This is a genomic window from Amycolatopsis camponoti (assembly GCF_902497555.1).
In the GTDB taxonomy this organism is placed as follows: Bacteria; Actinomycetota; Actinomycetes; order Mycobacteriales; family Pseudonocardiaceae; genus Amycolatopsis; species Amycolatopsis camponoti.
In genome coordinates this window covers 157,848-182,307 of record NZ_CABVGP010000001.1, presented here as the reverse complement: position 1 = coordinate 182,307, position 24,460 = coordinate 157,848, and the positions used below count along the sequence as shown (strand labels likewise).

General features: G+C 70.8%; 24 protein-coding genes. 15 read left to right on the top strand and 9 right to left on the bottom strand.

Annotated features, from left to right (window positions below; all coding sequences use genetic code 11):
- Positions 1–23: 23 nt before the first annotated feature.
- Positions 24–1,475 (top strand): hypothetical protein, encoded by a 1,452-nt coding sequence (locus AA23TX_RS00865; RefSeq protein WP_230862290.1) that lies wholly within the window; start codon positions 24–26, stop codon positions 1,473–1,475.
- Here AA23TX_RS00865 and AA23TX_RS00860 read toward each other — a convergent pair.
- Positions 1,472–2,083 carry a DUF2537 domain-containing protein gene (locus AA23TX_RS00860; protein WP_155540698.1) on the bottom strand — a complete coding sequence of 204 codons (612 nt, stop codon included), beginning with the start codon at positions 2,081–2,083 and terminating at the stop codon, positions 1,472–1,474. The genes AA23TX_RS00865 and AA23TX_RS00860 overlap by 4 nt on opposite strands.
- A 41-nt stretch (positions 2,084–2,124) precedes the next feature.
- The gene (locus tag AA23TX_RS00855) at positions 2,125–2,931 is read right to left on the bottom strand and encodes a TrmH family RNA methyltransferase (protein ID WP_155540697.1); all 807 of its coding nucleotides are present in this window, start codon (positions 2,929–2,931) and stop codon (positions 2,125–2,127) included.
- A gap of 211 nt (positions 2,932–3,142) precedes the next feature.
- Between AA23TX_RS00855 and AA23TX_RS00850 the strand changes: the two genes are divergently transcribed.
- The 6 genes from AA23TX_RS00850 (at position 3,143) to AA23TX_RS00825 (ending at position 8,942) form a co-directional block, all read left to right on the top strand.
- A complete protein-coding gene (locus tag AA23TX_RS00850; RefSeq protein ID WP_196425133.1) occupies positions 3,143–4,642 on the top strand; it encodes a glutamate-cysteine ligase family protein in 1,500 nt (499 codons plus the stop codon).
- Positions 4,643–4,658: 16 nt separating this feature from the next.
- Positions 4,659–5,255, top strand: a complete 597-nt coding sequence (locus AA23TX_RS00845) for a TetR/AcrR family transcriptional regulator (RefSeq protein ID WP_155540695.1) — start codon at positions 4,659–4,661, stop codon at positions 5,253–5,255.
- 73 nt (positions 5,256–5,328) lie between these two features.
- Entirely contained in the window at positions 5,329–5,988 is a 660-nt protein-coding gene (locus AA23TX_RS00840) for a biliverdin-producing heme oxygenase (RefSeq protein WP_155540694.1), read from the top strand.
- A 189-nt stretch (positions 5,989–6,177) separates the two neighbouring features.
- Positions 6,178–6,801: a superoxide dismutase gene (locus AA23TX_RS00835; protein WP_155540693.1), complete on the top strand. Its 624-nt coding sequence runs from the start codon at positions 6,178–6,180 to the stop codon at positions 6,799–6,801.
- Positions 6,802–6,903: 102 nt separating this feature from the next.
- A complete protein-coding gene (locus AA23TX_RS00830; RefSeq protein ID WP_155540692.1) occupies positions 6,904–7,707 on the top strand; it encodes an arylamine N-acetyltransferase family protein in 804 nt (267 codons plus the stop codon).
- 224 nt (positions 7,708–7,931) lie between these two features.
- Positions 7,932–8,942: a hypothetical protein gene (locus AA23TX_RS00825; protein WP_155540691.1), complete on the top strand. Its 1,011-nt coding sequence runs from the start codon at positions 7,932–7,934 to the stop codon at positions 8,940–8,942.
- On the opposite strand, the gene AA23TX_RS00820 is transcribed toward AA23TX_RS00825, so the two are convergent.
- Positions 8,939–10,195: an MFS transporter gene (locus AA23TX_RS00820; protein ID WP_155540690.1), complete on the bottom strand. Its 1,257-nt coding sequence runs from the start codon at positions 10,193–10,195 to the stop codon at positions 8,939–8,941. The genes AA23TX_RS00825 and AA23TX_RS00820 overlap by 4 nt on opposite strands.
- Before the next feature lie 113 nt (positions 10,196–10,308).
- The gene (locus AA23TX_RS00815) at positions 10,309–10,740 is read right to left on the bottom strand and encodes a MarR family winged helix-turn-helix transcriptional regulator (RefSeq protein WP_086675176.1); all 432 of its coding nucleotides are present in this window, start codon (positions 10,738–10,740) and stop codon (positions 10,309–10,311) included.
- Positions 10,741–10,847: 107 nt separating this feature from the next.
- Between AA23TX_RS00815 and AA23TX_RS00810 the strand changes: the two genes are divergently transcribed.
- Positions 10,848–11,426, top strand: a complete 579-nt coding sequence (locus AA23TX_RS00810; protein ID WP_155540689.1) for a hypothetical protein — start codon at positions 10,848–10,850, stop codon at positions 11,424–11,426.
- On the opposite strand, the gene AA23TX_RS00805 is transcribed toward AA23TX_RS00810, so the two are convergent.
- Positions 11,427–12,896 carry an NCS2 family permease gene (locus AA23TX_RS00805; protein WP_155544165.1) on the bottom strand — a complete coding sequence of 490 codons (1,470 nt, stop codon included), beginning with the start codon at positions 12,894–12,896 and terminating at the stop codon, positions 11,427–11,429.
- Positions 12,897–12,978: 82 nt separating this feature from the next.
- Between AA23TX_RS00805 and AA23TX_RS00800 the strand changes: the two genes are divergently transcribed.
- Positions 12,979–13,206 (top strand): DUF2530 domain-containing protein, encoded by a 228-nt coding sequence (locus AA23TX_RS00800; RefSeq protein WP_155544164.1) that lies wholly within the window; start codon positions 12,979–12,981, stop codon positions 13,204–13,206.
- A 4-nt stretch (positions 13,207–13,210) separates the two neighbouring features.
- On the opposite strand, the gene AA23TX_RS00795 is transcribed toward AA23TX_RS00800, so the two are convergent.
- Positions 13,211–16,030, bottom strand: a complete 2,820-nt coding sequence (locus AA23TX_RS00795) for a sacsin N-terminal ATP-binding-like domain-containing protein (protein WP_155540688.1) — start codon at positions 16,028–16,030, stop codon at positions 13,211–13,213.
- Complete coding sequence (locus tag AA23TX_RS50905; protein ID WP_338422480.1) at positions 16,011–17,948, bottom strand: DUF3027 domain-containing protein; 1,938 nt, start codon at positions 17,946–17,948, stop codon at positions 16,011–16,013. Before AA23TX_RS50905 ends, AA23TX_RS00795 begins: the two co-directional genes overlap by 20 nt.
- 50 nt (positions 17,949–17,998) lie before the next feature.
- On the opposite strand from AA23TX_RS50905, the gene AA23TX_RS00785 reads away from it, so the two are divergent.
- The 3 genes from AA23TX_RS00785 to AA23TX_RS00775 are packed head-to-tail and all read left to right on the top strand — an operon-like array spanning position 17,999 to position 21,190.
- Positions 17,999–18,766: a glutaminyl-peptide cyclotransferase gene (locus AA23TX_RS00785; protein ID WP_155540687.1), complete on the top strand. Its 768-nt coding sequence runs from the start codon at positions 17,999–18,001 to the stop codon at positions 18,764–18,766.
- Between the two features lie 49 nt (positions 18,767–18,815).
- Entirely contained in the window at positions 18,816–20,702 is a 1,887-nt protein-coding gene (locus AA23TX_RS00780; protein ID WP_155540686.1) for an MFS transporter, read from the top strand.
- A gap of 11 nt (positions 20,703–20,713) precedes the next feature.
- A complete protein-coding gene (locus AA23TX_RS00775; RefSeq protein WP_155540685.1) occupies positions 20,714–21,190 on the top strand; it encodes a DUF2771 family protein in 477 nt (158 codons plus the stop codon).
- On the opposite strand, the gene AA23TX_RS00770 is transcribed toward AA23TX_RS00775, so the two are convergent.
- Positions 21,187–21,576 carry a cold-shock protein gene (locus tag AA23TX_RS00770; RefSeq protein ID WP_155544163.1) on the bottom strand — a complete coding sequence of 130 codons (390 nt, stop codon included), beginning with the start codon at positions 21,574–21,576 and terminating at the stop codon, positions 21,187–21,189. The genes AA23TX_RS00775 and AA23TX_RS00770 overlap by 4 nt on opposite strands.
- A gap of 232 nt (positions 21,577–21,808) precedes the next feature.
- On the opposite strand from AA23TX_RS00770, the gene AA23TX_RS00765 reads away from it, so the two are divergent.
- Positions 21,809–22,051: a hypothetical protein gene (locus AA23TX_RS00765; protein WP_196425132.1), complete on the top strand. Its 243-nt coding sequence runs from the start codon at positions 21,809–21,811 to the stop codon at positions 22,049–22,051.
- Here AA23TX_RS00765 and AA23TX_RS00760 read toward each other — a convergent pair.
- Entirely contained in the window at positions 22,048–22,671 is a 624-nt protein-coding gene (locus AA23TX_RS00760; RefSeq protein WP_155540684.1) for an HAD family hydrolase, read from the bottom strand. The two genes, AA23TX_RS00765 and AA23TX_RS00760, sit on opposite strands and share 4 nt — an antisense overlap.
- Positions 22,672–22,765: 94 nt before the next feature.
- Here AA23TX_RS00760 and AA23TX_RS00755 point away from each other — a divergent pair, with 94 nt between their 5' ends.
- Both AA23TX_RS00755 and AA23TX_RS00750 read left to right on the top strand, forming a co-directional pair.
- Positions 22,766–23,365, top strand: coding sequence for a TetR/AcrR family transcriptional regulator (locus AA23TX_RS00755; protein WP_155540683.1), 600 nt, complete (start codon positions 22,766–22,768; stop codon positions 23,363–23,365).
- Positions 23,362–24,330, top strand: coding sequence for a R2-like ligand-binding oxidase (locus AA23TX_RS00750; protein WP_155540682.1), 969 nt, complete (start codon positions 23,362–23,364; stop codon positions 24,328–24,330). The genes AA23TX_RS00755 and AA23TX_RS00750 overlap by 4 nt, the downstream gene beginning before the upstream one ends.
- Positions 24,331–24,460: the final 130 nt, after the last annotated feature.

Here is a 24,460-nt window from a genome sequence, read left to right as displayed (position 1 = left end):
TCGGTCATGCAGCGTGATGTCCGGTGGTGACGGCGACGGCGTCGCCCGGTGAGCAGGCGTGGCTGCTGCGCCAGGGCGAGCTGAAGTTCGGCGTGTTCTCCGGCGCGCCGGTGGTCGAGGTTTCGCCGGAGCGGTGGGGGCTCGACCCGGCCGTCGTCCGGCAGGTCGCGGCCGCCCGCCGGTACCGCGAAACCCCGCCCGGCCAGGCGGGCTGCCTGCGGTTCGCGTTCGCACCCGGCTCCTTCCCGCCGCACTTCGACCGCGGCCCGGGCACCGACGCGAGCCGTCGGCGGCTCGGGAAGCTGCTGACCGGGCAGGAGCAGTTCTGGGTGAGCCTGCGCCGGACGCGGCTGAGCCGGGCAGATGTCGGCGAGGTCGCGGCGGCCGCCGGAATGGCGGTGGTGGCCGAGGCCGCCGACCCCACGGACCGGCTCCTGCTGCTGCGCCGCGCCGGCCTGCCCGCGGAAGAGCTGCGGCCCCGCGCCGGGCGGCGGCTCACCCGGCACTTCGTCTGGTTCGGGGTGACCGCCCTGTTCGCCGCCGCCATGGTGGCCGCGGTCGTCTGGGGACAGCTGACGCGGTGGGCGCTCGGGCCGCTGCTGCTCATCTCCGGCGCCGCGCTCGTGCTGCTCGCCGGCACGGTGGCGATGCGCGTCGTCGCCGGTCGCTCCCCGCGTCTGGAGCTGGACGCGCAGTTCGACGGACGGCCGCGGGCCGCCGTCCCCCACCCGGTCTCGCTGTCCACGGACCTGCTGGCCGAGGTCGCCGCGTGGTACGGCTACTTCTACGGCGGCCCGGTCACCACCGGGCGCAACGAGACATCGCACCTCTTCGTCAAGTGCCGCACCGGGCTGGTGTTCGGCACGCCGGCCCGCCCCGGCCCGCCCGTCTTCGAGCCACCGGCCGGATCACCGGACCGGGAGCAGTGGCTGCGCAACCACCTCGACGGCCGCGACGAGCTGTGGGTCAGCGTCCGGCACGCGAAGCTGCCGCCGGCCCGGATCACCGGCATCGCCGCCGCCGAGGGCCTCTCGCCCGTCGCGGAGTTCACCGACCCCACCGACCTGATCCTGCTGCTGCGCCGCGCATCGGCACCGCCGCGCGCGCCGGGGAAGTTCCGGATGTCGTTCGTCGGTTTCCTCGCCCCGGCGGCGTGGATCCTGCTCTGCTTCGGCGGCAGCTGCGTGACGGCCGCGATCACCGGCGACGCCCACCTGGTCACCATCGGGTTCGCCCTCACGGTGCTCGGCGTGCCGCCGCTGCTGTGGGTGCTGCGGGTCTTCCCCCGCTCGGCCCGCGTCGGGTGGCTGGCCGGAGAGTTCACCGGGAAGGCCGGCGTCAGCTTCTTCACCGGCCAGTTCGCCGTCTCCCCCGAGCTGGAACGTCAGATCGCCGCCTTCCACGGCTACGCGTTCCGCTCCCAGACCTGGACGCGGGCCCAAGGCAGGCTCGTCACCTACGCCCGGTTCCGCTAGAAGGCGATCACCAGCACGCCGATCCACGCGATCAGGACGCCGCCGGCCGCGCCGTACGCGGCCCAGCGCAGGATCGGGGTGCGGCGGATCAGCCACAGCGACGGCGTGATCCCGGCCGTCACGATGACCGACGCCACCAGCGCCAGCCAGCCGCTCGTCTCACGGGCCAGCGTCGAAGCCAGCGCCAGCATGGCCACCACGACCACGGCCGCGATGAACGCCGACACCGTCAGGCCGGTCAGCCACGGCGTCGGCTCCCCGGGCGGGCCGGACGGGCCGAGCACCGAGCGGACGAACCGCTGGCCGGCCGCCTCGGCGCGCGGAGGCGGTTCGACGACCGTGTCGGCGCCGGTCACCGGGTCCACGAACCGCACGGTCGTGCCCATCACCGAAGCCAGCCGTCCGGCCAGCTGACGGCCGCGCTGCGAGACGACGGCGCCCGCTTCGGCCCCGGAATCGGCCGACACCGCGGACGCGACGCGCGCCCATTCGTGCAGGGCCTGTGCGAGGTCCGAGCCGATCGCGAGCTTGTGCGGGTCGACTTCGCGCGCCTGCTCCCCACCGGGTCCGGCCAGCACGGCGCGCTCACCGCGGATCCGCAGCTCCATGGGGTCCTTTCGCGCCGCCCGACTTGCCTCGGGCCCAGACTTTAGTCGGCTCGCGCCAATTCGTAGAAGGCCACGGCGGCGGCCGTCGCGATGTTGAGGGAGTCGACTCCGGCCGGCATGGGTATCCGGACGGCGTGATCAGCCGCCGCCAGCGCCGTTTCGGTCAGCCCGGGACCTTCAGCGCCGAACAGCAGCGCCACCCGGCCGGGTGCGTGCGCCCGCAGCTCGCGCAGCGGGACCGAGCCCGGCCGCGGCGTGAACGCGGCGACGGCGAACCCGCGCGCCCGCAGGTCGTCGAGCCCGCCCGGCCAGTCCGTCAAGTACCCGAAGGGGACACGCAGGACGTGTCCCATCGAAACTCGCACGCTGCGCCGGTAAAGGGGGTCGGAGCACCCGGGCCCGAGCAGGACCCCGCCGACGCCGAGCGCGGCCGCGTTGCGGAAGAGCGCGCCGAGGTTCTCGTGGTCCCCCACGCCTTCGAGGACGGCGACCGTGCCGGCGTTCGCGACGACGTCGGAAACCGTCAGCGGCGCCGGCCGGTCCGCGACGGCGAGGATCCCGCGGTTGAGGTGGAAGCCGACGACGTCGGCCATCGTCTCGGCGGAAGCGGCGTACTGGGGCACGTCGCGCCCGGCGAGGTCGTCCGCCAGCTCGGCGAACCGCCGTTCGACGCCCAGCAGAGCCCGTACCGGGTAGCGGGACGCCAGCAGCCGGGACACCACGACGGTGCCTTCCGCGATCACGAGTCCCTTGCCGCCCGGGCGGTCCGGACGGCGGTCCGCTGTGGACAGGTCCCGGAAATCGTCGACCCGGGGGTCGTCGCGGCCGGCGATGTGGATCAGGCCCATCCGTCCAGTCTGTCATCCGCTTGCCGGGGGGCTCACTGGTCCGAACGTCGAGCCGCCGGTGGTGCGAATGGGGGTATTTTGCTTTCGGTTAACCCCCCGTGACGGAGAGCACCAGTTTGGCCGCTAGCCCGGTTGCATCGGCTGTGTAACGGTTGTCCGCCGGGACCTGAAAGACGTCCTAGTTCCACGCCGACGAAAAGCAGGGATGGTCATGGGGATGGACCTCGCGGCTCAACCGTTCAACACGCTCGACCGGGGACGGTACCGCCGCAAGGTGCAGCGTTGCCTCGACACGTTGGCCCGCATGCTCACCGACGGCAGTTTTTCGTTCCCCCGCAAGAACATCGGCCTCGAGGTCGAGCTGAACCTGGTCGACCGCGAGCTGCGCCCGTCGATGACGAACACCGCGGTGCTGGAGGCGCTCGACGACCCGTCGTTCACCACCGAGCTGGGCCAGCACAACATCGAGCTGAACGTGCCGCCGCGGCCGCTGGCCGGCGATTCGGCCCTCCAGCTCGAAGACGATCTCCGCGCGTACCTCGCCACGGCGGCGTCGAAGGCCCGGGACACCGGGTCGTCGCTGGCCATGATCGGCATCCTGCCGACGTTGAAGCACGAGCACTTCGACCAGAAGTGGCTCACCAACCAGACCCGGTACGCCACGCTGAACGACCAGATCTTCGCCGCGCGCGGCGAACGCACGGTGCTCGCGATGGAAGGCGCGCCGCTGCCGGGCCAGCAGCCCGAGCGCCTGCGCAGCTACGCGGAGTCGATCCTGCCCGAAGCCGCCTGCACCAGCGTGCAGCTGCACCTCCAGGTCGCGCCCGAGGAGTTCGCGGCGCACTGGAACGCGGCGCAGTGCCTGGCCGGGCCGCAGATCGCGCTCGCGTCGAATTCGCCGTTCCTGCTGGGGAAGGCGCTCTGGCACGAGACGCGGATCCCGCTGTTCCTGCAGGCGACCGACACCCGGCCGGAGGAGCTGAAGAACCAGGGCGTGCGGCCGCGCGTGTGGTTCGGCGAGCGCTGGATCACGTCGATCTTCGACCTGTTCGAGGAGAACGTCCGCTACTTCCCCGGCCTGCTCCCGGAAACCGACGTCGAAGACCCGATCGAGGCGCTCGACGCGGGCCAGGCGCCCAAGCTCACCGAGCTGCGCATGCACAACGGCACCATCTGGCGCTGGAACCGCCCGGTGTACGACGTCGTCGACGGCCTGCCGCACCTGCGGATCGAGAACCGGGTGCTGCCCGCCGGGCCGACCGTCGTCGACACCGTGGCCAACGCGGCGTTCTTCTACGGCGCCCAGCGCGCGCTCGCCGAGGCGGAACGCCCGGTGTGGAGCCAGATGTCGTTCCAGGCGGCGGAAGAGAACCTCTACGCCGGCGCGCGCCGCGGCTTCGAGGCCCAGCTGTACTGGCCGGGCATCGGCTGGATCCCGCCGGACGAGCTGGCGCTGCGCGTGCTGCTCCCGCTCGCCCACGAGGGACTGCGCCGCTCCGACGTCTCCGACGAAGCCCGCGAGCGCTATCTCGGGATCATCGAGCGCCGCTGCCTCGCCCGGCGGACGGGGGCGACCTGGCAGCGCGACTACGTCCTGCGCGCCCAGGAACGCGGGCTCGACCGCGAGGCGGCGCTGACCCGGATGCTCGGGCGCTACCTGGAGCTCTCGGAGACCGGTGAGCCGGTGCACACCTGGCAACTGGACGATTGACCGCTAGCCTGAGGCGATGCCGAAGATTCTCGGTGAGTCACTCGAAGCGCACCGGCGTGAGGTGCGGACGCGGGTCTTCGAAGTCCTGCGCGCCCAGCTGTACGAACGCGGCTTCGACGCGATCACGCTCGCCGGGGTCGCGTCGGCCGCCGGCGTGGGCCGGACCGCGCTGTACAACCACTTCCCCGACAAGGAAAGCCTGCTCGTCGCGTTCGTCGAGGACGAAGCGGCGCGGTACGTCACGCGGCTGACCGAATCCGTCGAGGCCCACGCCGACCCGGTCGAGCAGCTCGCCACGTTCGTCCGGCTGCAGCTGCGCGTCCTGGCCGAGTACCACATGCCGCCGGGCACGGCGCTCGCGTCGGCGCTGGCTCCCGCGGCGTACCGGCGCATCAGCGCGCACGCCGACCCGATCACCGACCGGCTGCGCGCGATCCTGGCCGGCGGCGTCGACCTGGGGCGCTGGCCGGCCGAGGACCCGGACGTCCTGATCCCGATGATCACCGCGGCGCTGGGCAACCGGACGCTGGTCGACGGGCCCTCCGAGCAGCTGGAAGACGTCGTCGAGGCCGCGGTGCGGTTCGTGCTGCGAGCGGTCGGAGCTGTGATTTAGGGTATCCTAAGCCGGAAAAATGCCCTACGATCTTTCTGACAGCGTGTCAGATCGATCGCCGGGAGGCTGCCCCATGTCGGTGACCACGGACGCTCGCCCGTTCTCGGCGACCCTGCGCGCGTCGACGCTCGAGGTGCACGAGAAGGCGAACTACTCGACGTACATGCGCGCCCTGCTCGGCGGCGAGCTGACCCAGGAGGGCTACACCCAGCTCGCGGTCCAGTACTACTTCATCTACGGCGCGATCGAGGCGGCGAGCGACCGCCTGGCCGCCGACCCGGTCGCCGGCGAGTTCGTGTTCGACGAGCTGCGGCGGCTGCCCCACCTGGAGCGTGACCTCGCGCACCTGGTCGGCCCGGACTGGCGCTCGACGATCTCCCCGCTGGCCTCGACGCGGGCGTACGTCGCGCGAGTCGGCGAAGCGTCTTCGTGGGCGGGCGGGTACGTGGCGCACCACTACACGCGCTACCTGGGCGACATCGCGGGCGGCCAGGCGATCCGCCGGCTGCTGGAGAAGAAGTACGACGTCGCCGAGGCGGGCACGCTCTTCTACCACTTCGACGGCATCGGCAGCGCACCCCGCTTCCGCGACGGGTACCGCGCGAAGCTGGACAACGCCCCGTGGGACGAGGCCGAGCGGGCCCGCGTGATCGACGAGACACTGGTCGCGTTCGAGTGCAACGTCGCCGTGTTCGACGAGCTGGCTTCGCACCTGGACGAGTTCCGTGCCTGATCTCACAGCTCGTTGACCTCCAGTTAGGTCCAGGTAGCAGGCTCGGTTTCGGGTGCCGGGCCCTCGGGTACGCCACTTGAAGAGCCGCCGTCTCACGCAGTGACGGCCACGCGCCCCCGCTCGCCGCGGAGGGGCGTGTGCTACTAGGTTCGATACCGGAATCTTGTGTCGAAGACAGAAGGAGGGCCAATGGCCCGCTACGAGCTCCCCGATCTCGACTACGACTACAGCGCCCTCGCGCCGCACATCTCCGGCGAGATCAACGAGCTGCACCACAGCAAGCACCACGCGACCTACGTCAAGGGCGCGAACGACACGCTCGACAAGATCGCGGAAGCCCGCGACGCCGGCGACTTCGGCAACATCGTCGGCCTGGAGACCACGCTGGCCTTCAACCTGGCCGGCCACGCCAACCACGTCGTGTGGTGGAAGATCCTGTCGCCGGAAGGCGGCGACAAGCCGACCGGCGAGCTGGCCGCCGCGATCGACGAGGCCTTCGGGTCCTTCGACAAGTTCAAGGCGCAGTTCACCGCCGTGTCGACCACGATCCAGGGCAACGGCTGGGGCGCGCTCTCCTGGGACCCGATCGGCAAGACGCTGATCACCCAGCAGCTGCGCGACCACCACAACAACCTGATCCTGCCGACCGTGCCGATCCTGCTGGTCGACGTCTGGGAGCACGCGTTCTACCTGGACTACAAGAACGTGAAGCCGAAGTACGTCGAGGCCCTCTGGAACATCTTCAACTGGGCCGAGATCAGCAAGCGCTTCGACAACGCCGTCGCCGGCGGCAACGGGCTGCTGCTCGGCTGAGCTTTTCCGGCAACGGGGTCCTCCTGCACGGGAGGGCCCCGTTTTTCGTCGGCGGGTGAAATCACTTGACCTCGAGTGCGGTCGAGGTGTGAGAGTGAACGCATGGACGTTGACGCGTATCTGGCCCGCCTCGGGGTCGCGTGGCCCGCGGCGGCCGACCTGGCGACCCTGCGCCACCTGCAGGAACGTCACCTGGCCGCGGTCCCGTTCGAGAACCTGAGCATCCACCTCGGCGAGCCGGTCGTGCTGACCGAAGACGCGCTGGCGGACAAGATCGTGGGACGTCGTCGCGGCGGCTTCTGCTACGAGCTCAACGGCCTCTTCGCGGCGTTGCTGCGCGAACTCGGGTACCAGGTTTCCCTGCACGCGGCGCAGGTCTTTCGCCCGGACGGCACCCTGGGCCCGCCCCTGGACCACGCGGCGATCGTCGTCGACCTGGACGAACCGTGGCTGGTCGACGTCGGGTTCGGCCGGTTCTCCCGGCATCCGCTGCGACTGTCCGGCGTGGACGCCCAGTCCGACCCGGACGGTGAGTTCCTGCTGCTGGACGCGCCCCACGGCGACATCGACGTGGTGCGGGACGGCAAGCCGCAGTACCGCCTGGAGCGCCGCCCGCGGCCCCTCTCCGACTTCGTCCCGATGGCCTGGTGGCAGGCGACGTCCCCGGAGTCCCATTTCACGAAGTCCCTGACGTGCTCCCGCCCGACGTCCCAGGGCCGGGTGACGCTGTCGGGCGACCGGCTGATCGAGACGGTCGACGGCGTCCGTCACGAGGTCGCGCTGCCGACCGAGGCGGCGATCCGGATGGCGTACCGCGTCTACTTCGGTCTCCCGCTGACCCGGCTGCCCACGCCACCGGGTGAGAGTCCCTTGACGAGCGGTGCGCTCAGCCCGACACTGCCGTGAAGTGAACGAAGCCCCGGCCTGGGGTTCCCAGGGCCGGGGCTCCGTCCGTTCCCGAACTGACTGCCGCTCCCACCACGAAGCGGACATGTATGAGGTTAGCCTAACCTCATCTCTCGGGGCAAGGGTCCCTTCGGGGAGACCCCGATCTCACTCGTCCGGGTGACTTAGTGCCCCCGTTTTCTGTCGGTGCGTGCCGATACGGTTACGCCGTGAACATGAGGGGGATGAAGAAAGACCGCACCGTGCTGATCGCCGTCTCGCTGACGGCGCTCTTCACGCTGGTGTTCGGGCTGGCCTGGTGGTCGACCCGCGACTCGCCGGAGTCGCGTGCGGCACCGCTGGAGCTGCCCTCGCGATGGCCTTCCATCGAGGGCGAGAACGTCCGGCCGGTCCCGATGCCGACCGGCGAGATGGCGGTGGCCCTGCCGTCGCGCACCATCGGCCACGTGCTCTGCGGTGCCGTACCGGAGAAGACCTGGGCCGGTGTCCTGGGTGGTCCGGTCCTCCGGGAGGTCGACGAGAACGGGGCGTGCCACGTCGTCTCGGCCGGTCTCGACGTGTCGGCCACCCTGTGGGCCGACCCGGTGCCGATGAACGGCGGGTCGCCCGAACCCGTGACCGTCGCGGGCCACCAGGCCACCACCAGCGAGTTCGGCGTGGGCTACGGCGAGATCCTCACGGTGCGGCTGAGCGACACCACGGAGAAGTGGACACGGCCGAGCCTGCAGATCATCGTGCACCACGTGCCGGCGGACCGGGCCGAGCACGACTACCGGAGCATGGCACTGTCCTTGGCGGACACGATGACCGGCGCGATCACCACACCGGGGCCGGCCTTGCCCGCGGACGGGGAGGACCGCGAGATGACGCCGATCCCCGGCTCGGGGATCACCGACGCGCCCTACCCGTTCATCACCTGGCAGCTGTGCACGCAGCTGTCCCGGGCGCTGAACGTCGCGCGAGACCAGCTGAAGCCGGGTCCGTTCGGATCGTGCGCGCGGGAAAACGACGGCACTGTCGTCTCGTTCACCTACCACGACGAAGGCAAGAACTACTTCCCCGACCGGATCGCCGGCCGCCCCGCGCACGACGACGGCTCGGGCAGCACCGTCGAGATCCAGCTCCTCGACACCTCCCGGCAGACGCTCGAGCTGACCTGGATCGACAGCACGAAGCCGCGCGACGCCCTGCGCGAGCTGGCCGAGAAGGTGGTGCCCCCGCTCCTCGGCCGCTAGACCTTCGCCCGCTTGAGCACCCGGAGCCCGAACCCCCGCTGAACCGGCCAGGAAACCCCGCCCCGCCGGATCAGCACGACCGCGCACACCACCGCGGCCAGCGCCGAAACGGCGCCGCCGATGTAGAAGGGAGACCGCCCGCCGAACGCCTGCGCCATCCACCCGACCATCGGGCCGCCGATCGGGTTGCCGCCGATGAGCACCAGCACGTACAGCCCCATCACGCGGCCGCGCATCTCGGGGCTGACCGAGGTCTGCACCAGCGCGTTCGCCGTGTTGAGGAACGTCATCGTGGCGAAGCCGAGCGGGATCAGGCCGAGGCCGAACGTCAGGTACGTCGGCATGAACGCCGTGATCAGCTCGAACACGCCGAGGAAGAACGCCGACACCAGCATCAGCCGCACCCGCGGGCGGCCCTTCGTGCCGCGGCGGGCCGACATGATCGCGCCGGTGAACGTGCCGACCGCGACCAGTGTCGACAGCAGGCCGTAGCCGTCGGCGGCGGTGTGGAAGACGTTCGCCGCGACGATCGGCAGCGAGCTGAAGTACGTGATGCCGAACGTGCTGACGAACAGCACCAGCACCATCACCGTCATCAGGTCCGAGCGCCGCCGGACGTACCGCAGGCCTTCGGCCAGCTGCCCCTTCTCGCGCGGTACCGCCGCGACGCGGAACAGCTTGTCCGGGTTCATCAGGACCAGCCCGGCGATCACCGCGACCGTGCTGACCGCGTTCGCGATGAACAGCCAGCCGGTGCCGATCCACGTGATCGCGAACCCGGCGATCGCCGGCCCGACGATCCGCGCCATGTTGAAGATCGACGAGTTCAGCGCGACGGCGTTCGCGATCTGGTCCCGGCCGACCATTTCGGCGACGAACGACTGCCGCGTCGGCACTTCGAGCGATGCCGTGATGCCGAGCGTGAAGCACAGGACGTAGACCTGCCACAGCGCCACGAGCCCGGTGATGTCGAGGACGCCGAGCACCACGGCCTGCGAGCACGCCGCGGCCTGGATCCAGGTCAGCAGCCGCCGCTTGTCGACGCGGTCGGCGAGGACGCCGGCCCACAGCGAAAGGAAGAGGGTCGGCGCGAACTGCAGCGCCACCGCGATGCCGAGGGCGATCGGGTTGTTGCCGCTGAGGGTGAACACCAGCCAGTCCTGGGCGATGCGCTGCATCCAGGTGCCGATGTTCGAGATGACCTGGCCGGTGAAGAAGAGCCGGTAGTTGCGGATCCGCAGGGACGCGAACATGCTGCCGCGCTGGGGAGGGGATGGTGGTGAAGCGGACGGCGGTGGGGCCGTGTCCCGGGTAGCAGTGGTTTCGATGGAACGCTTCGTCTCGCTACCCGTGGCCGTCACCGTGGTTAGTTCCCCGCCATCCTGTCTATGATTTCGGCGGCTTTCGAGAGCACTTCACGCTCTTCGTCGCCGAGCTCCGCCAACTGCCGGTCCAGCCACGCCTCCCGCACGGAGATGGCCTTCTGCACGTAGGCCAGTCCGCTCTCGGACAGCTCGACGATGGCCTGCCGGCCATCGGTCGGGTGCGGGCGCCGCTCGACGAACTTCATCTCTTCGAGCGCGGCGATCACCCTCGTCATCGAGGGCGGCTGGACGCCTTCCTTCGCGGCGAGCTGACCCGGGGTCAGCGCACCGCACTTGTGCAGGGTGGACAGCGCGGCGACCTGAGTCAGCGTGAGGTCGTCCCCGACGCGCTGTGCCCGCAGCCGGCGGTTGAGCCGGACCACCGCGAGACGCAGACGGCTCGCCAAGGAGCGTTCGTGCGTGTCGCCGGACATATAGTTAGCATACCTTACGAAACTTCGGCCGCACGGGTGATCTCTGTCTATCCGCAACCTGGAATAGCCCCGTGCGTCTTCACCAGGAGCGGAACCTGGGGAGTCGGATGAACAAGAAGCTGGTGGGCTCGGCCGTGGTCGGCGCGGCGGTCCTGGCGATCGTGGTGGTCCAGTTCGTGGGCGGCGGCGAGGAAGCGCCCGCCGCCGCACCACCGCCGTCGCCGTCGATGCCGACGACCACCACGCTGCCGTCCCAGGGAACCCTGGAGGCCTACAACTTCCCCGACGTGGCCGGCGGGCGCGGCTGGTCGATCCAGATCCCGGTCCCGACCGGCTGGATCGTCACGCACGAGAACGACCGCGCGAGTTACCGCAACGGTCAGGTCCTCCTGGAGACCGACAAGGTGCCGATCACCCAGGAGGACGCCTTGAGCGGACTCAAAGCCGTGGCCGCGAAGGCGCACCAAGACGGCTCGGTCGTCAAGCCCGTGGAGGCGGGGGACATCCAGGATGCGGCGAAATGGGACTACACCTACGTCCGCGACGGCTACCCCGAACGAGCCACCGTCATCGGGCTGGGCGCGGGCGACAGCCTCGTCACGATCCGCTACGAGGCGCCGCCCGCCGAATTCGACCGCAACCGCGGCGTGCTGGACGCCGCGATGCACGTCAGTGCCCCGGGCTGATCAGCTGAACGCCGCCTGGAGCGGCCCGACCGCGAAGTACGCGACGAAGGCCAGTGCGATCACCCACATCAGCGGGTGCACCTGGCGGGCCTTGCCGGTGGCCGCGCGGATCACGACGTAGCTGACGAAGCCGGCGCCGATGCCGTTCGCGATCGAGTACGTGAACGGCATGACGACGATGGTCAGGAACGCGGGCAGCGCGATCGAGTAGTCCGTGAAGTCGATGTCGCGGACCTGCGCCATCAGCATCGCGCCGACCACGACCAGCGCCGGCGCGGCCGCCTCGACCGGCACGACCTGGTAGAGCGGCGTCAGGAACATCGCGGCGATGAAGAGCACGCCGGTGACGATGTTCGCCAGGCCGGTCCGGGCGCCTTCGGCGATGCCGGCCGCCGATTCGACGAAAACCGTGTTCGAGCTGGCCGAACCGAACCCGCCGGCCGCGCCCGCGAGGCCCTCGACGAACAGCGCCTTGCCGACGTTGGGCAGCTGACCGTCCTCCGGCAGCAGGTCGGCTTCCTTCGCCAGGCCGGTCATCGTGCCCATCGCGTCGAAGAAGTCGGCCAGTACCAGCGTGAACACCAGCAGGCAGACGGTGATGATCGGCAGCCGCGTCCAGGCGCCGAACGAGACGTCACCCACCAGCGAGAGGTTCGGCAGGCCGACGACCTGGTCCGGCAGCGCCGGATAGCCGAGGTTCCAGCCCTTCGGGTTCGTGCCCTGCGACGGCCCCGCCTTGACGATCGCCTCGACGACGATGGCCAGCACGGTCGAGGACAGCACCCCGATCAGGATCGCGCCCTTGACCTTGCGCACCACCAGGACACCGGTGATCAGCAGGCCGACGACGAACACCGCGGTCGGCCAGCTCGCGATCGAGCCGTTGATGCCCAGGCCGACCGGGACGGTGGTGTGCGCGGCGTCCGGCAGCCGGCGCACGAACCCGGCGTCCACCAGGCCGATCAGGCAGATGAAGACGCCGATGCCGACGGCGATCGCGGACTTCAGCGACGCCGGCACGGCCCGGAACACCGCGGTGCGGAAGCCGGTGAGCACGAGCGCGACGATGATCACGCCCTCGATGACGACCAGGCCCATTGCCTCCGGCCAGGTCATCTGCGGGGCGATGGTGACCGCGACCAGGCTGTTGATGCCCAGGCCGGTGGCGATGGCGAACGGGTAGTTCGCGACCAGGCCCATCAGGATCGTCATGACGCCGGCGACGAGCGCCGTCACCGCGGCGACCTGCGATACGGGCAGGATGCCGCCGAGGAGGTCCTTGTGCGCGCCCGCGTCCTCGGCCGAGAAGCTGCCGATGATCAGCGGGTTCAGCACCACGATGTAGGCCATCGTGACGAAGGTGACCAGGCCGCCGCGCAGTTCGCGCGGGACGGTCGAGCCCCGTTCGGTGATCTTGAAGAACCGGTCCAGTGTGGACGTCCCGGTGCGGGTCGTCTCCTGCTCCGCCATTCGCCTGCCCATTCTCTCGCTGCTGCGGAGTACCCTGCACCTCGTGAGTGATCCGAGCAATCCACCGGAGGTTACGGGCTCGTTGCGGCACACGCCGGAGCTGCCCAAGAGGCTGACCGACCTGACGCCGGTGGTGATCGTAGGCACCTCGATCTGGGCTGTCGCACTGGTGGTGCTCTTCTTCACGACTTCGGGGCTGTGGGTGCAGACAGCGCTGTCGGGGTTCGTGCTCGGATTCGTCGGCCTGGCCATCATCGGCTGGCAGCGGGCCGCCGCCCGGCGCGGCTCGAAGTCGGCCCAGCGGCTCTAGGCTCCTACGCCAGCAGCGTCCTCGGCGACGGGTCGTCGAGCAGCGCCGTGATGAGGTGCCGGTCGGGCCACCGCCCGGCCGCCCAGGCGAACGCGCGGGCCAGGCCCTCGGACGTGTCGGCGGCGCGCAGCCGGCCGTCGGACCACCACTGGACGTCGTGCTCGGTGCCCTGGATCGAGACGGTCAGGGGGTCGTGCACCAGGACGCCGCCGTCGGGCAGCCGGATGCCGAGCTGTTCAGCGACGAGCTTGAGCGCGGGCAGCTCGGCCCACGGCGCGTACTCGCCTTCGCTGGTCACCGTGGCCGCCTCGGTGCTCGCGAGCGGGAGGTCGAGCAGATCCGCGAGACGCTCGGGTTCCTCGGGCGCGACGACGTACTGGTCGGGTTCCAGCGCCCCGGCCACCCAGGGCACGTCCAGCACCAGCGCACCGTCCACAACGGACCCGTCAGCGGCCCGGACCGCTTCCGGCGGCCGGGGCTGGAACCCGGACTCGACAACGGCGTCGTAAGCGCGGGTGGCCAGTCCGGCCGAGATCGTCCGGTCCGGGTCGGCGAGCCGGTTCAGGACGTCTTCGGCTTCGTCCACACTGGACAGTTCCAGGTCGGTGCGCACGCCGGCGACCCTCAGGAGGTCTTCGCCAAGGCCAAGTTCGGGAACCTCGTCGTAGAGCCCGGCCAGGTCGGCGCCGGGCAGGCGCCACTCGCTCGGGGCGAGCCCGCCGAGCACGGCGTACTGCGCGATCCACCAGGCCGCGTGCCCACGGGGTACGCGCAGGGCGCGCAGCGTTTCGGGCCGCGCGGCGAGCAGGCGCAGCGCGGCGGGCCAGGCGCCGTCGGCGACGAGGTCGAGGTCCCGGATCGCGACGAGCGTCGACGGCGGTTCCGGCAGCGAGTCCCACCAGGCTTCCTCGTCCGGCAGGTCGTGGTCGGGCTCGTGCGGCTCGTCGTCGACGACCAGCGCGAACGAGTCGAGCACGCCGGCGGCCTTGAGCGTGTCGTCCAGCCAGTCTCCGGCGAAGTCCTCGTCGAGGACGTCGAGCGCACCGTCCTCGTCGAAGACCTCCTCGTCGAAGACGTCCAGCAGCGGCGACGCGGGGAGCACGAGCTCGTCGGCGCGTCGCCAGGTGTCGGTGGCGGGCAGGGCGAGGGCGCCGACCCACCGCGGGGCGTCGTCCCCGCAGTCGGCGATCAGCCGGAGGACGGCGCCGGCGAGCGTCGTACCGTCCAAACCGGACCGGACGTCTTCGACACTGCGCTCGACGGCGTCACGCAGCTGATCGGCGTTGAGCAGCTCACGGGCGTCGGCTTGCTTGGCGCCCAAGCGTTCCAGCAGCGGGTGCGACGCGGCGGGGTGCACCAGCCGCAGCCCCGGAATGTCCACATCGGACAGCAGTTCGAGCAGTTCGGCCGAACCTTCGACCAGCAGGCAACCCCGCGCACCGGGCAGCGTCCGGCCGTCGGAGAGGGGCACGGGCAGCCCGTCGAGCCGCTCACTCGCGAGCGCGTGCGACTCGACCGCCTTGGCGAGCGCCGCGTAGACGTCGTGCCACCAGGTCGGCTCACGGGAGGCGCCAGTCAGCGTTTCCAGCACCTCTTCGATGCTGACGACCTGCGCCGCGACGGCCTTCAGCACCCCGGCGGGCGCCGAGCCCTTGAGCAGCCCGGGAACGACGTCGGCGATCAGTTCGGGCAGACCGGGCACGTCGACGTCGAGGACCTTGGCCTGCCGACCCGCGACTTCGCCACCGTCCTGAGTGGACAACCACGGCTCGGCGCTGAGGTTCGCCAGCACTTCTTCGCGCAGCTTCGCGTCCACAGTGGACTTCGGGAACCCCGGCACGGGTACGAGCGCGAACCGCTGTTCGGCCGGCAGCAACCGCACCAGCCGAACGTATTCCTTGGCCGCGTCCTCGAGTGCCTTGTCGAGTTCAGCCCCGGGCAGCGCCCGGCGTCGCGAAGGTTCGACGGGCACGGAGGCGATCAGCCTGGCCGGCAAGGAAAGCCCGTCGTCGGTCGGAGTGGGCGCGCGCAGGACATCGTCGCCGAGCGGCTTCGGGACTCCGTCGGAGTCGACCGGTACCGCCCAGACGACGTCACCACGATGGGTGAGCCACCGGGTTTCCTGCTGCGGGCCACGGATCTCGACCAGGTCGCCGTCGGTCGTTCGTGTCCAAACGCGACCGTCCACATCGGCCTCGGCCAGCCACGGCAAGGCGAGGAGCAGGTCCCCGATGTCTTCGCCGAGCTGATCGAGCAGAGCTTGTCCGTCGACGTCATCCCGGAGCGGAAGCCGGACTTCGGTGTCGAAGCCCTCCGGCGGGCTCGCCTCGACCGGCCAAGGCAGCCGCAGGACGGGAACGTCCCCCTGGATATCGGCGGCATCGCGGGTCTTCTCGGCGGAGAAGGCGACGCCACCCGTGGTGGAGACGACGCTGGGAGCGTCGGAAACGGTGCGGACGGCGGCAAACCCGACCCCGAAGCGCCCGACGGTGTCCCCGGTCTTCCCGGAAGCCCGCAGCGAGGCAAGGGAAGCAACCCCGCGCGCGTCGAGCGGGGCGCCGGTGTTGGCGAACCTGAGTTCCCGGTCCACAAGGGACACCCGGATCCGCCCGGGCCGCCCGGCGGCCATGGCGGCATCGGCGGCGTTCTGGGCAAGCTCGACGAAGAGCCGATCCCGATAGGCGCCGACGCGCAGGTCCTGCTCGACGTTGGTGTCCTCGAGCAGCCGGGTGGGCGAGTCCCGCCAGGAACGCAGGGTGGAGTCACGAAGCCGCGCGGCGCCGAAGGGATCGGCCCCGTGCGGCTCAGAGGTTCCGCTGCTCACCGGAGGAATCGCGAGCGGCGTCGAGGTGCGCGGTCTCGGCCGCGGCGGCATCGGCCTGGGCTTCGTCGGCCTGGGTGGGCTCAGTTGTCTCGGACTGGGCTTCGTCGGCCTGAATGGAATCCGCCGCAGTCTCATCCGCCTCGGCGGGCTGCGCCGTCTCGGTCTGAGCGGGCGCAGCGTCGCCCTGGGCGGACTCCGCCACGGGCTGAGCGGATTCCGTTTCGGGCTCATCTGCTCGGGCGTGTTCACGCGCCTCGTGGGCATCGCTCCGCGCGGTTTCGGGCTCGTGAGCGCCAGTCGGCTCCTCTGCCTCGGTGACCACACTGTCGGTGAGCGCAGCCTCAGGCAGCTCATTGACCTGCGCCACGTTCCCGACCGCGAGAACCGCATCGGTGACCTCGGCCTGAGTGGGCTCAGCCTCGGCAGGCTCCGGCACGGAAGCCTCGACCGGCGCGGCACCCGCATCGGTTACCTCGGTCCGCCCAGAGTCCGCGCCGGCGGTCAGATCGGTCGCCTCGGCTTGCGCCGGCCCGGCGGCCGCATCGGCCTGGGCCGGAGTCACCTCGGAAGCCTGCGGTTCGGCAACCACACCGGCAGCCTCAACCGACTCGGGCGCCGCAGGCTGCTCCGCCCCGACCGGCTCAGCCGCCACACCAGCTGCCTCAACCTGCGCCGAGTCGGACTCAGCTGCTTCAGCCTCAGCGACAACCGGCTCGGCGACCGCGCCCGGCTCAGCCGCCACCGGCTCGGCAACCACATCAGCCCCCGCTTCGGCGACCCCGCCAGCCGATTCGGCCGCCGCCGAGTCAACCTCAGCCGCGCTCTGCTCCCCCGCAACCGGCTCAGCAACTCCACCAACCACGTCAGGCTCAACCGCCGCCGGCTCGGCAACCACGCCGGCCACCTCAGACCCAGCCGACTCGGCGACCACACCCGCGGCATCGACCTGCGCCGACTCGGCACCGGCGGCAACCGCACTCTGCTCAGCCGCTTCGGCCTCAGCCGCAACCGGCTCGGCAACTACGCCAGCAACCTCGGCCGGCTCCGCAACCCCGCCAGCCGCGTCAGCGGCGACCTCCGGCTCCACCTCGGCCGGCGACACGTCCGCCTCCGCGATCGCCGTCTCGGGCTCGGCCGCCGGGGTCTCCACCACTTCACCCGGATCCGGGGTGAAGTCCAGCAGCGAGTCGTCGTAAACCAGCTCGGCCACCGGGATCGAGGATGTCACCTCGACCTCGACCTCCGAGTGCGCTCCGCAGCCGTACTCCACGTCCACCACGTGGCCGTCCGCCGGGGAGATGTCGTTGGTGCACACCCCGAACGCGCCGCGCAGGGAGCCCGCCAGCGGTACGAAGAACCCGCACGTCCCGCACACGTCCGGCGCGCTGCGGGCCATGTCGGACCGGGGCCCGAACTCGCCGCCGTGCCAACGGGACGCTGCCTCCGTACGGCCGAAACGGGACAGCACGTGGACGCGGCCAAGGCCCGCGTCGTGGGCGACCTCCTCCACCGCCGGGTCGTCCGACTGCAGGTACGCCGGGACCAGACGGGGGTCGTTCTCGTCCGTCGGGAAGATGTCGCCGACGCCAAGGTCGCCCGCCCGCACGCGGCGCTCCCACGGCACCCATGCCGGCGCGATCCGCGCCTCGGGTCCGGGCACCAGCACGACCTCGCTGACCGTCACCGGCTCGTCGTCGCCCGCCAAGGCGACCGTCACGCACCAGCGCCAGCCGCGGTAGCCCGGTACCTGGGCCTCGAACAAGTGACTCGCCGTGACCGCGTCCTCACGCGAGACACCCACGTGGGTGCCGATCTGCTCCTCGGGCGTTTCGTCGAGCACCGCCGCGCGCGCGAACTCCACCGCATCGGCGAGCTTGCGCTGCACGGAACCGTCATCGAGGGTCAGCAGCAGCGTCATGCGGCCAATTGTGCCGCACGCATCCTCGGCGCCCGTGCCAGGCTGTTCATGTGCGCACGCCGATCATCACCACGCTGCTGGTGGCCGCCGCGCTGGGCGGCTGCGCCGGGGCCCCCGGCCAGGAGACGAGCCCGGAACAGCTGACCGTCGAAGTGGTCTCGACCCTGCCGCACGACCCCGCCGCCTTCACCGAAGGCCTCGAGTTCGCCGGCGACACGCTCTACGAGAGCACCGGCCTCGCCGGGCAGTCGATGCTGACCGCGGGGCCGCCGGGCGGACCGCCGAGAACCACCGCCACGCTCCCCTCGCCCCTCTTCGGCGAGGGCGTCACCGTCCTCGGGCCGACGCTGTGGCAGCTCACCTGGCAGGACGGCTTCGCCATCGAACGCGATACCAAAACCCTCGCCGAGCTGCGCCGGGTGCCGTTCCAAGGCGAAGGCTGGGGGCTCTGCCACCAGGCCGACGGCCGCCTGGTGATGAGCAACGGCTCGTCCCGGCTGACCTTCCGCGATCCGAAGACCTTCGCCGTCACCGGCAGCGTCGACGTCGGGCGCGACCAGCTCAACGAGCTCGAATGCGTGGGCGGCGACGTCTACGCAAACGTTTGGCACACCGACACCATCCTCCGCGTCGACGCCGCCACCGGGCACGTCACCGGAACGATCGACGCAGGTCAGCTGCGCGCGCAGCTGAACACAACCGGCGCCGAGGACGTGCTGAACGGTATCGCCGCCGTCCCGGGCACGGACGAATTCCTCCTCACCGGGAAGCAGTGGCAGATCACGTTCCGGGTGAGGTTCGTCCCGAAGAGCGCGTAAAGCACGGATGAGCAGGCGGAACCGACCCCCGGTAAGGCAGGATTGAGACGTGGCACTCTTCGGCTCCCGCTCCGACGGCTCCGGCTCGCAGCAGCGCGGCCGGAAGCCGAAGCGACGCTGGACGCCGGAGCCGGGCGCCGCGCAGGCCAAGCCGTGGCGGGAGGCCGTCGCCGAACACACCCGCGCCGAGCACCGGAGCGCGCCGCCGCCCACCCGCGTCGAACGGCCCGTCCCGCCGCCTCCGCCTCCTCCGCGGGGCGGCTACTACGGCGACCCCGTGCCGAACGCGAACGAAGCCCCGACCGCCGCCGCGCCGATGGGGCACCGGCCGCCGCCCCCGCGTGGCGCCCGGCCGTACGACCCGAACCGCACCGAGCCGGTCCGGCGCGAGCAGCCCGGCTTCTACCAGGGCGAACGTCGTCCCGGCAGCGGTGAGTACGAGCACTACGACACCGGCGGCTACGCGGGCGAGCCACGGCCGCCCGAGCCGGAACCGCTGCCGCCGCGCGAAGAGCCGCTGACGCCGGGCGGCACACCGAAGCTGCCGAAGAAGATCACCGTCACGCGGGTCGCGGCGATGCGCAGCCGGCAGCTGACCGGCCAGGCCGTCGGCGCCTTCCAGCGCGCGACGAAGGCCGACGGCGCCGAGAAGTCGGGCCTCACCTCGCTGACCTACGCCGTGATGCTGAACTACGCCAGCGACGCGGCGATGGCGATCGCGCTGGCCAACACCCTGTTCTTCGCCGCGACCAGCGGCGAGAGCAAGGGCAAGGTCGCGCTCTACCTGCTGATCACGATCGCGCCGTTCGCGCTGGTCGCGCCGGTGATCGGCCCCGCGCTCGACAAGGTGCAGCGCGGACGGCGGCTCGCGATGTGCGCGTCTTCGGTCGGCCAGGGGCTGATGGCCGTCGTGATGGCGCTGCACTTCGACGACTGGCTGCTCTACCCCGCCGCGCTCGGGATGATGGTGCTCTCGAAATCGTTCACCGTGCTGAAGGCCGCGGTGACACCCCGGGTGCTGCCGTCGGAGATCACGCTCTCCAAGACCAACGCCCGGCTGACGACGTTCGGCCTGGTCGCCGCGGGCGCGTTCGGCGCGGTGGCCAGCGGCATCAACGCGATCTCCGGCTCGGCGGGCGCGCTCTGGTTCACCGCGCTGATCTGCGTCGCCGCCGCCGTGCAGTCGATGCGGATCCCGGCCTGGGTCGAGGCGACCGAGGGCGAGGTGCCGACGTCGCTCTCGGCGCACCCGACGGAGAAGAAGCGGCGCCAGCCGATGGGGCGCCAGATCGTCGTCGCGCTGTGGGGCAACGGCTCGGTGCGCGTGCTCACCGGCTTCCTCATGATGTTCGCCGCGTTCGCGGTGAAGGCCCAGACCGAAGGCAGCGGGCAGACGCCGTTCATGCAGCTGCTGCTGCTCGGCGTGATCGGCGCCGCCGCGGGGGCCGGCGGGTTCCTCGGCAACGCGCTGGGCTCGCGCCTGCACTTCGGCAACCCGGACCAGGTGATCGTCGGGTGCGTGGCGGGCTGCGTGCTGGCCGCGCTGGTCGCGACGATCCTGCCCGGCCTGGCCACGGCCGCGATCGTCGGCCTGGTCGGCGCGACGGCCAGCGCGCTGGCGAAGATCAGCCTCGACGCCGTCATCCAGACCGACCTGCCCGAGGAGTCGCGCGCGTCGGCGTTCGGCCGCTCGGAAACCGTGCTGCAGCTGGCCTGGTGCCTCGGCGGCGCGGTCGGCCTGCTCCTGCCGCCGACGTACTGGATCGGCTTCCTCGTGATCACCGTGCTGCTGGCGGTCGGGACGACCCAGACGTACCTGGTGCGCCGCGGCGGTTCGCTGGTGCCGGGCCTCGGCGGCGACCGGCCGCTGCGCCCCGAGCCGACCGGCAGCTTCCCCGCCCAGGGCCTGCCCAGGGACCCGTCGGCCCGCCGGTAGGGTCTGAGCCCATGCGACGTTCCCGGGTGGTGGCCCTGCTTGCGGCCGGTGGGTTCGCGGTGGCCGGCTGCTCGGCGCCCGGCCCGGCCGAGGTCACCTTCTACGCCGACGGTCACACGATCAACACCACGCCGGTGCTGTCGTGCGACTACTCCCAGCAGCTCGCGCAGCCGTGCAGCGCCAAGGGCGACACGAAGACGCTGAAGGTCCGCCCGGGCAAGCCCGTGCAGATCTCGGTGCCCGGCGAGGTCGCGGACGCGCCGTGGCAGATCGTCTACGAGTACGTGACCCCGCAGGGCGAGTTCAAGCAGAGCGACCCGATCCCGTTCACCTCGCTGGACCGCTACGCCTACACGGTCACGCCGCCGACGCCCGCGGACCGCATTTCGGCGGTCGACGTGCAGCGCTACACCGCCGTGCTGAACTCGAACACCGGCGAATCGGGCCTGCTGCCCAGCGACGTGTGGGGTCTCCGGCTGGAGGCCTAAGGATCGATGTCCCGGGCCACCGCGCGCATGATCTCGCCGATCTGCTTGGTGTGCTTGCGGTCCGGGTAGCGGTTGCGCCGCAGGTCCGGCTGCACCTTCAGCTCGAGGAGCTTGATCATGTCCTCGATCAGGCCGTGCAGTTCCTCCGCCGGGCGACGGCGCGCCTCGACGACGGACGGCGGCGCGTCGATCAGCCGGACGGAGAGCGCCTGCGGCCCGCGGCGGCCGTCGGCGACGCCGAACTCGAGCCGCTGCCCGGCCTTGAGCCCCTCGACGCCCTGCGGCAGCGCGGCCTTGCGAATGTAGACGTCGGCGCCACCGTCATCCTGCGTGACGAACCCGAAGCCCTTCTCCGCGTCGTACCACTTGACCTTGCCGGTCGGCACTTCCCTCACCAGTCCTTCTGCTGTCCGCTCACGACGAACGCGCCCGGGGGCGTACCCAGGGCGCGCTCCTGAAAGGGTATCTCGCCACCTGCCCCGGAGAGAAGTCGATACTCTGCCGTTCGGTGCCGATCCGACCTCAGCCACGGCCGATGGCGCTCGTACCAGCGGTTTCTCACCGCTGGGGGTCGGCCTGCTTCCAGTCGGATCGATACCGCCGGATACCCTCTCCGTCATGAGTAAGGCGACGAAGGAGGGCACCGTGTCCGCCCCCGGCAAACCGTTCCTGATGCGCCTCGGCATCGGCTTGTTCGGCATCGGCATGCTGGCCGTGCTCGCCGTGTTCATCATGTTCGCCGCCGGTCTGGAGAACCTGCCGATCTGGCTCTCCGTCGGCGCCGGTGTCGTCACCCCGCTGGGGCTTTTGCTCGGCCTGCTCGCGCTGGTCTTCGAGGCCAGGGGCAAGAAAAAGAGCTAGGGCACCACGCTCCCCGCGAAGGTCCGCTCGAACCAGTCCGGGAACTCCGTCAGCGAGTCGAACACCACCTCGGCGCCTTCGCTCAGCAAGAGCGTGCGGTCACACGGGCCCGTCGTGACGCCGACCGCGATCGCCTTGGCGGCCAGCGCGCCGCGGATGTCGCCGGCGTGATCTCCGACATACACGCGCGCGTCGTGCGCCAGGAGCGCCTCGGCCTTCCGCGTCGACCACAGCTCGCCGACGACCTCGTCGACCTCCAGGCCGAGCGCGTCGACGTGCAGCTGCGCGTTGGGCCCGTACTTGCCGGTGACGACCAGCGTGCGCCCGCCCGCCTCGCGTACGGCCCGCAGGGACTCGACCGCGCCCGGCAGCGCGACCGTGCTCGGCACGACCATGTCCGGGTACAGCGCGCGGAACCGGTCGACGAGGCCGGGGATGCGTTCCTCGGGCGCCTCGAAGCCGCGCAGGATGTCGTCCAGCGGCGGGCCGAGGTTGGCCGCGAACGCGTCGCCGTCCAGCGGCAGGCCGGACTCGACGCCGAGCGCGTTCATCGCCGCGGCCATGCCCAGCCGCGCGTCGATCAGTGTCATGTCGAGGTCGAACCCCACCGTGATGCCCACACCAGCACCGTAGCCGGGACCACCGACAGATTTACACGTCACCTGATCATGTACAGCGTCTTGACAGCGGAGACATCTGTGTCAAGGTGAGGGTGTGACCAGCTTCACCGACCGGACGAAGGCGTCCCTCCGGGAATCCCTGCTCGACGCCGCCGCGGACCTGCTGCCGGAGGCCGGCTACGCGGGACTGCGGATGGCCGACGTGGCGGCCAAGGCCGGGGTGAGCAGGCAGACCGTCTACAACGAGTTCGGCAACAAGGCGGCGCTGACCCAGGCGGTGGCGCTGCGCACCGCGTCGGAGTTCCTCGACGGGATCCGGCAGCGGTTCGAAACGGCGGACGGGCTCCTTCCGGGCATCCACCACGCCGTCGTCTACACGATCGAGCACGCGCGGGAGAACCGCCTGGTCGCGGCGGCGCTCGGCACCGAAGCCGGCGAGGACCTGCTACCCCTGCTCACGACCAGGGGCGAGCCGATCCTCAGCGCGGCCGCCGAGCTCGCCGCCGAGCAGTACCGCGAGCTCGAACCGGGCCTGTCGGCCGAATCCGCCGCTCTGCTCGCGGAGACCGCGGTGCGGCTTTCCCTGTCGCACCTGGTGCTCTCCACGCATTCGGCGGCGGAGGCGGCCGACGCCGTCACCGCCGTGCTGGCACCCGCCATCCGCCAATTCGTCCACAATGGAGTGAAACGATGACCGACACGCTCTCGGAACTGCGGACCGGTTTTTCCTCCCTGCGCAAGGGTGGCCTGAACTGGGACTCGTTCCCGTTGCGGCTGTTCGTCAAGGGCAACAAGAAGTTCTGGAACCCCGCCGACATCGACTTCAGCCACGAGCGCGAGGGCTGGGACACGCTGAACGACGAGCAGAAACGCAGCACGACGTACCTGGTCGCGCAGTTCATCGCCGGCGAAGAGGCCGTCACCGAGGACATCCAGCCGTTCATGCGGGCAATGTCGGCGACCGGCCGCTTCGGCGACGAGATGTACCTGACGCAGTTCTGCTTCGAAGAGGCGAAGCACACGGAAGTGTTCCGCCGCTGGATGGACGCGGTCGGGCTGACCGAGGACCTCCACCCGTACGTCGCGGAGAACCCGCACTACCGCAAGCTGTTCTACGAGGAACTACCGCAGTCGCTGCGGGCGCTGGAGGACGATCCCAGCCCGCTCAACCAGATCCGCGCGAGCGTGACGTACAACCACGTGATCGAGGGCAGCCTCGCGCTGACGGGTTACTACTCGTGGCAGCTGATCTGCACCCAGAACGACATCCTGCCGGGCATGCAGGAGCTGGTCCGCCGCATCGGCGACGACGAGCGCCGCCACATGGCGTGGGGCACGTTCACCTGCCGCCGCCACGTCGCGGCGGACGACTCGCTGTGGGACGCGGTCCAGCAGCGGATGGGCGAGCTGCTCCCGCACGCGCTCAACATGATCCAGTGGGTGCAGGACCAGTTCGAGGAAGTGCCGTTCGACAACGACCCGGAGGAGATCATCCGGTACGCGGCGGACCGGGCCCAGCGCCGGCTGGGCGCGATCGAGTCGGCGCGCGGGATGCCCGTGGAGCAGATCGACCTGGACTACTCGCCCGAACACCTCGAAGACACCTTCGGCGAAGAAGACGCGAAGGCGATCGCCGAGGCCGCGGCCGCGGTTTCCTGACGACGAGCCGTGCATGGCCCATCGAGGGACTCGAAGTCCCTCGATGGCCGTTCACGGACCGCTCACCAGTCCCAGCTGAGGATGATCATCTTCGCCCTCCCTTCGCACGATCGCGAAGGGAGAACGCCCG

Excerpts from the sequence above, each read along its gene's own strand:
- AA23TX_RS00850 (WP_196425133.1), top strand. The coding sequence starts at position 3,143 with ATGGGGATGGACCTCGCGGCTCAACCGTTCAACACGCTCGACCGGGGA.
- AA23TX_RS00775 (WP_155540685.1), top strand. The coding sequence starts at position 20,714 with ATGCGACGTTCCCGGGTGGTGGCCCTGCTTGCGGCCGGTGGGTTCGCG.
- AA23TX_RS00805 (WP_155544165.1), bottom strand. The coding sequence starts at position 12,896 with ATGGCGGAGCAGGAGACGACCCGCACCGGGACGTCCACACTGGACCGG.
- AA23TX_RS00765 (WP_196425132.1), top strand. The coding sequence starts at position 21,809 with ATGAGTAAGGCGACGAAGGAGGGCACCGTGTCCGCCCCCGGCAAACCG.
- AA23TX_RS00810 (WP_155540689.1), top strand. The coding sequence starts at position 10,848 with ATGAACAAGAAGCTGGTGGGCTCGGCCGTGGTCGGCGCGGCGGTCCTG.
- AA23TX_RS50905 (WP_338422480.1), bottom strand. The coding sequence starts at position 17,948 with ATGACGCTGCTGCTGACCCTCGATGACGGTTCCGTGCAGCGCAAGCTC.
- AA23TX_RS00820 (WP_155540690.1), bottom strand. The coding sequence starts at position 10,195 with ATGTTCGCGTCCCTGCGGATCCGCAACTACCGGCTCTTCTTCACCGGC.
- AA23TX_RS00860 (WP_155540698.1), bottom strand. The coding sequence starts at position 2,083 with ATGGAGCTGCGGATCCGCGGTGAGCGCGCCGTGCTGGCCGGACCCGGT.
- AA23TX_RS00835 (WP_155540693.1), top strand. The coding sequence starts at position 6,178 with ATGGCCCGCTACGAGCTCCCCGATCTCGACTACGACTACAGCGCCCTC.
- AA23TX_RS00840 (WP_155540694.1), top strand. The coding sequence starts at position 5,329 with ATGTCGGTGACCACGGACGCTCGCCCGTTCTCGGCGACCCTGCGCGCG.
- AA23TX_RS00855 (WP_155540697.1), bottom strand. The coding sequence starts at position 2,931 with ATGGGCCTGATCCACATCGCCGGCCGCGACGACCCCCGGGTCGACGAT.
- AA23TX_RS00845 (WP_155540695.1), top strand. The coding sequence starts at position 4,659 with ATGCCGAAGATTCTCGGTGAGTCACTCGAAGCGCACCGGCGTGAGGTG.
- AA23TX_RS00830 (WP_155540692.1), top strand. The coding sequence starts at position 6,904 with ATGGACGTTGACGCGTATCTGGCCCGCCTCGGGGTCGCGTGGCCCGCG.
- AA23TX_RS00815 (WP_086675176.1), bottom strand. The coding sequence starts at position 10,740 with ATGTCCGGCGACACGCACGAACGCTCCTTGGCGAGCCGTCTGCGTCTC.
- AA23TX_RS00825 (WP_155540691.1), top strand. The coding sequence starts at position 7,932 with ATGAAGAAAGACCGCACCGTGCTGATCGCCGTCTCGCTGACGGCGCTC.
- AA23TX_RS00750 (WP_155540682.1), top strand. The coding sequence starts at position 23,362 with ATGACCGACACGCTCTCGGAACTGCGGACCGGTTTTTCCTCCCTGCGC.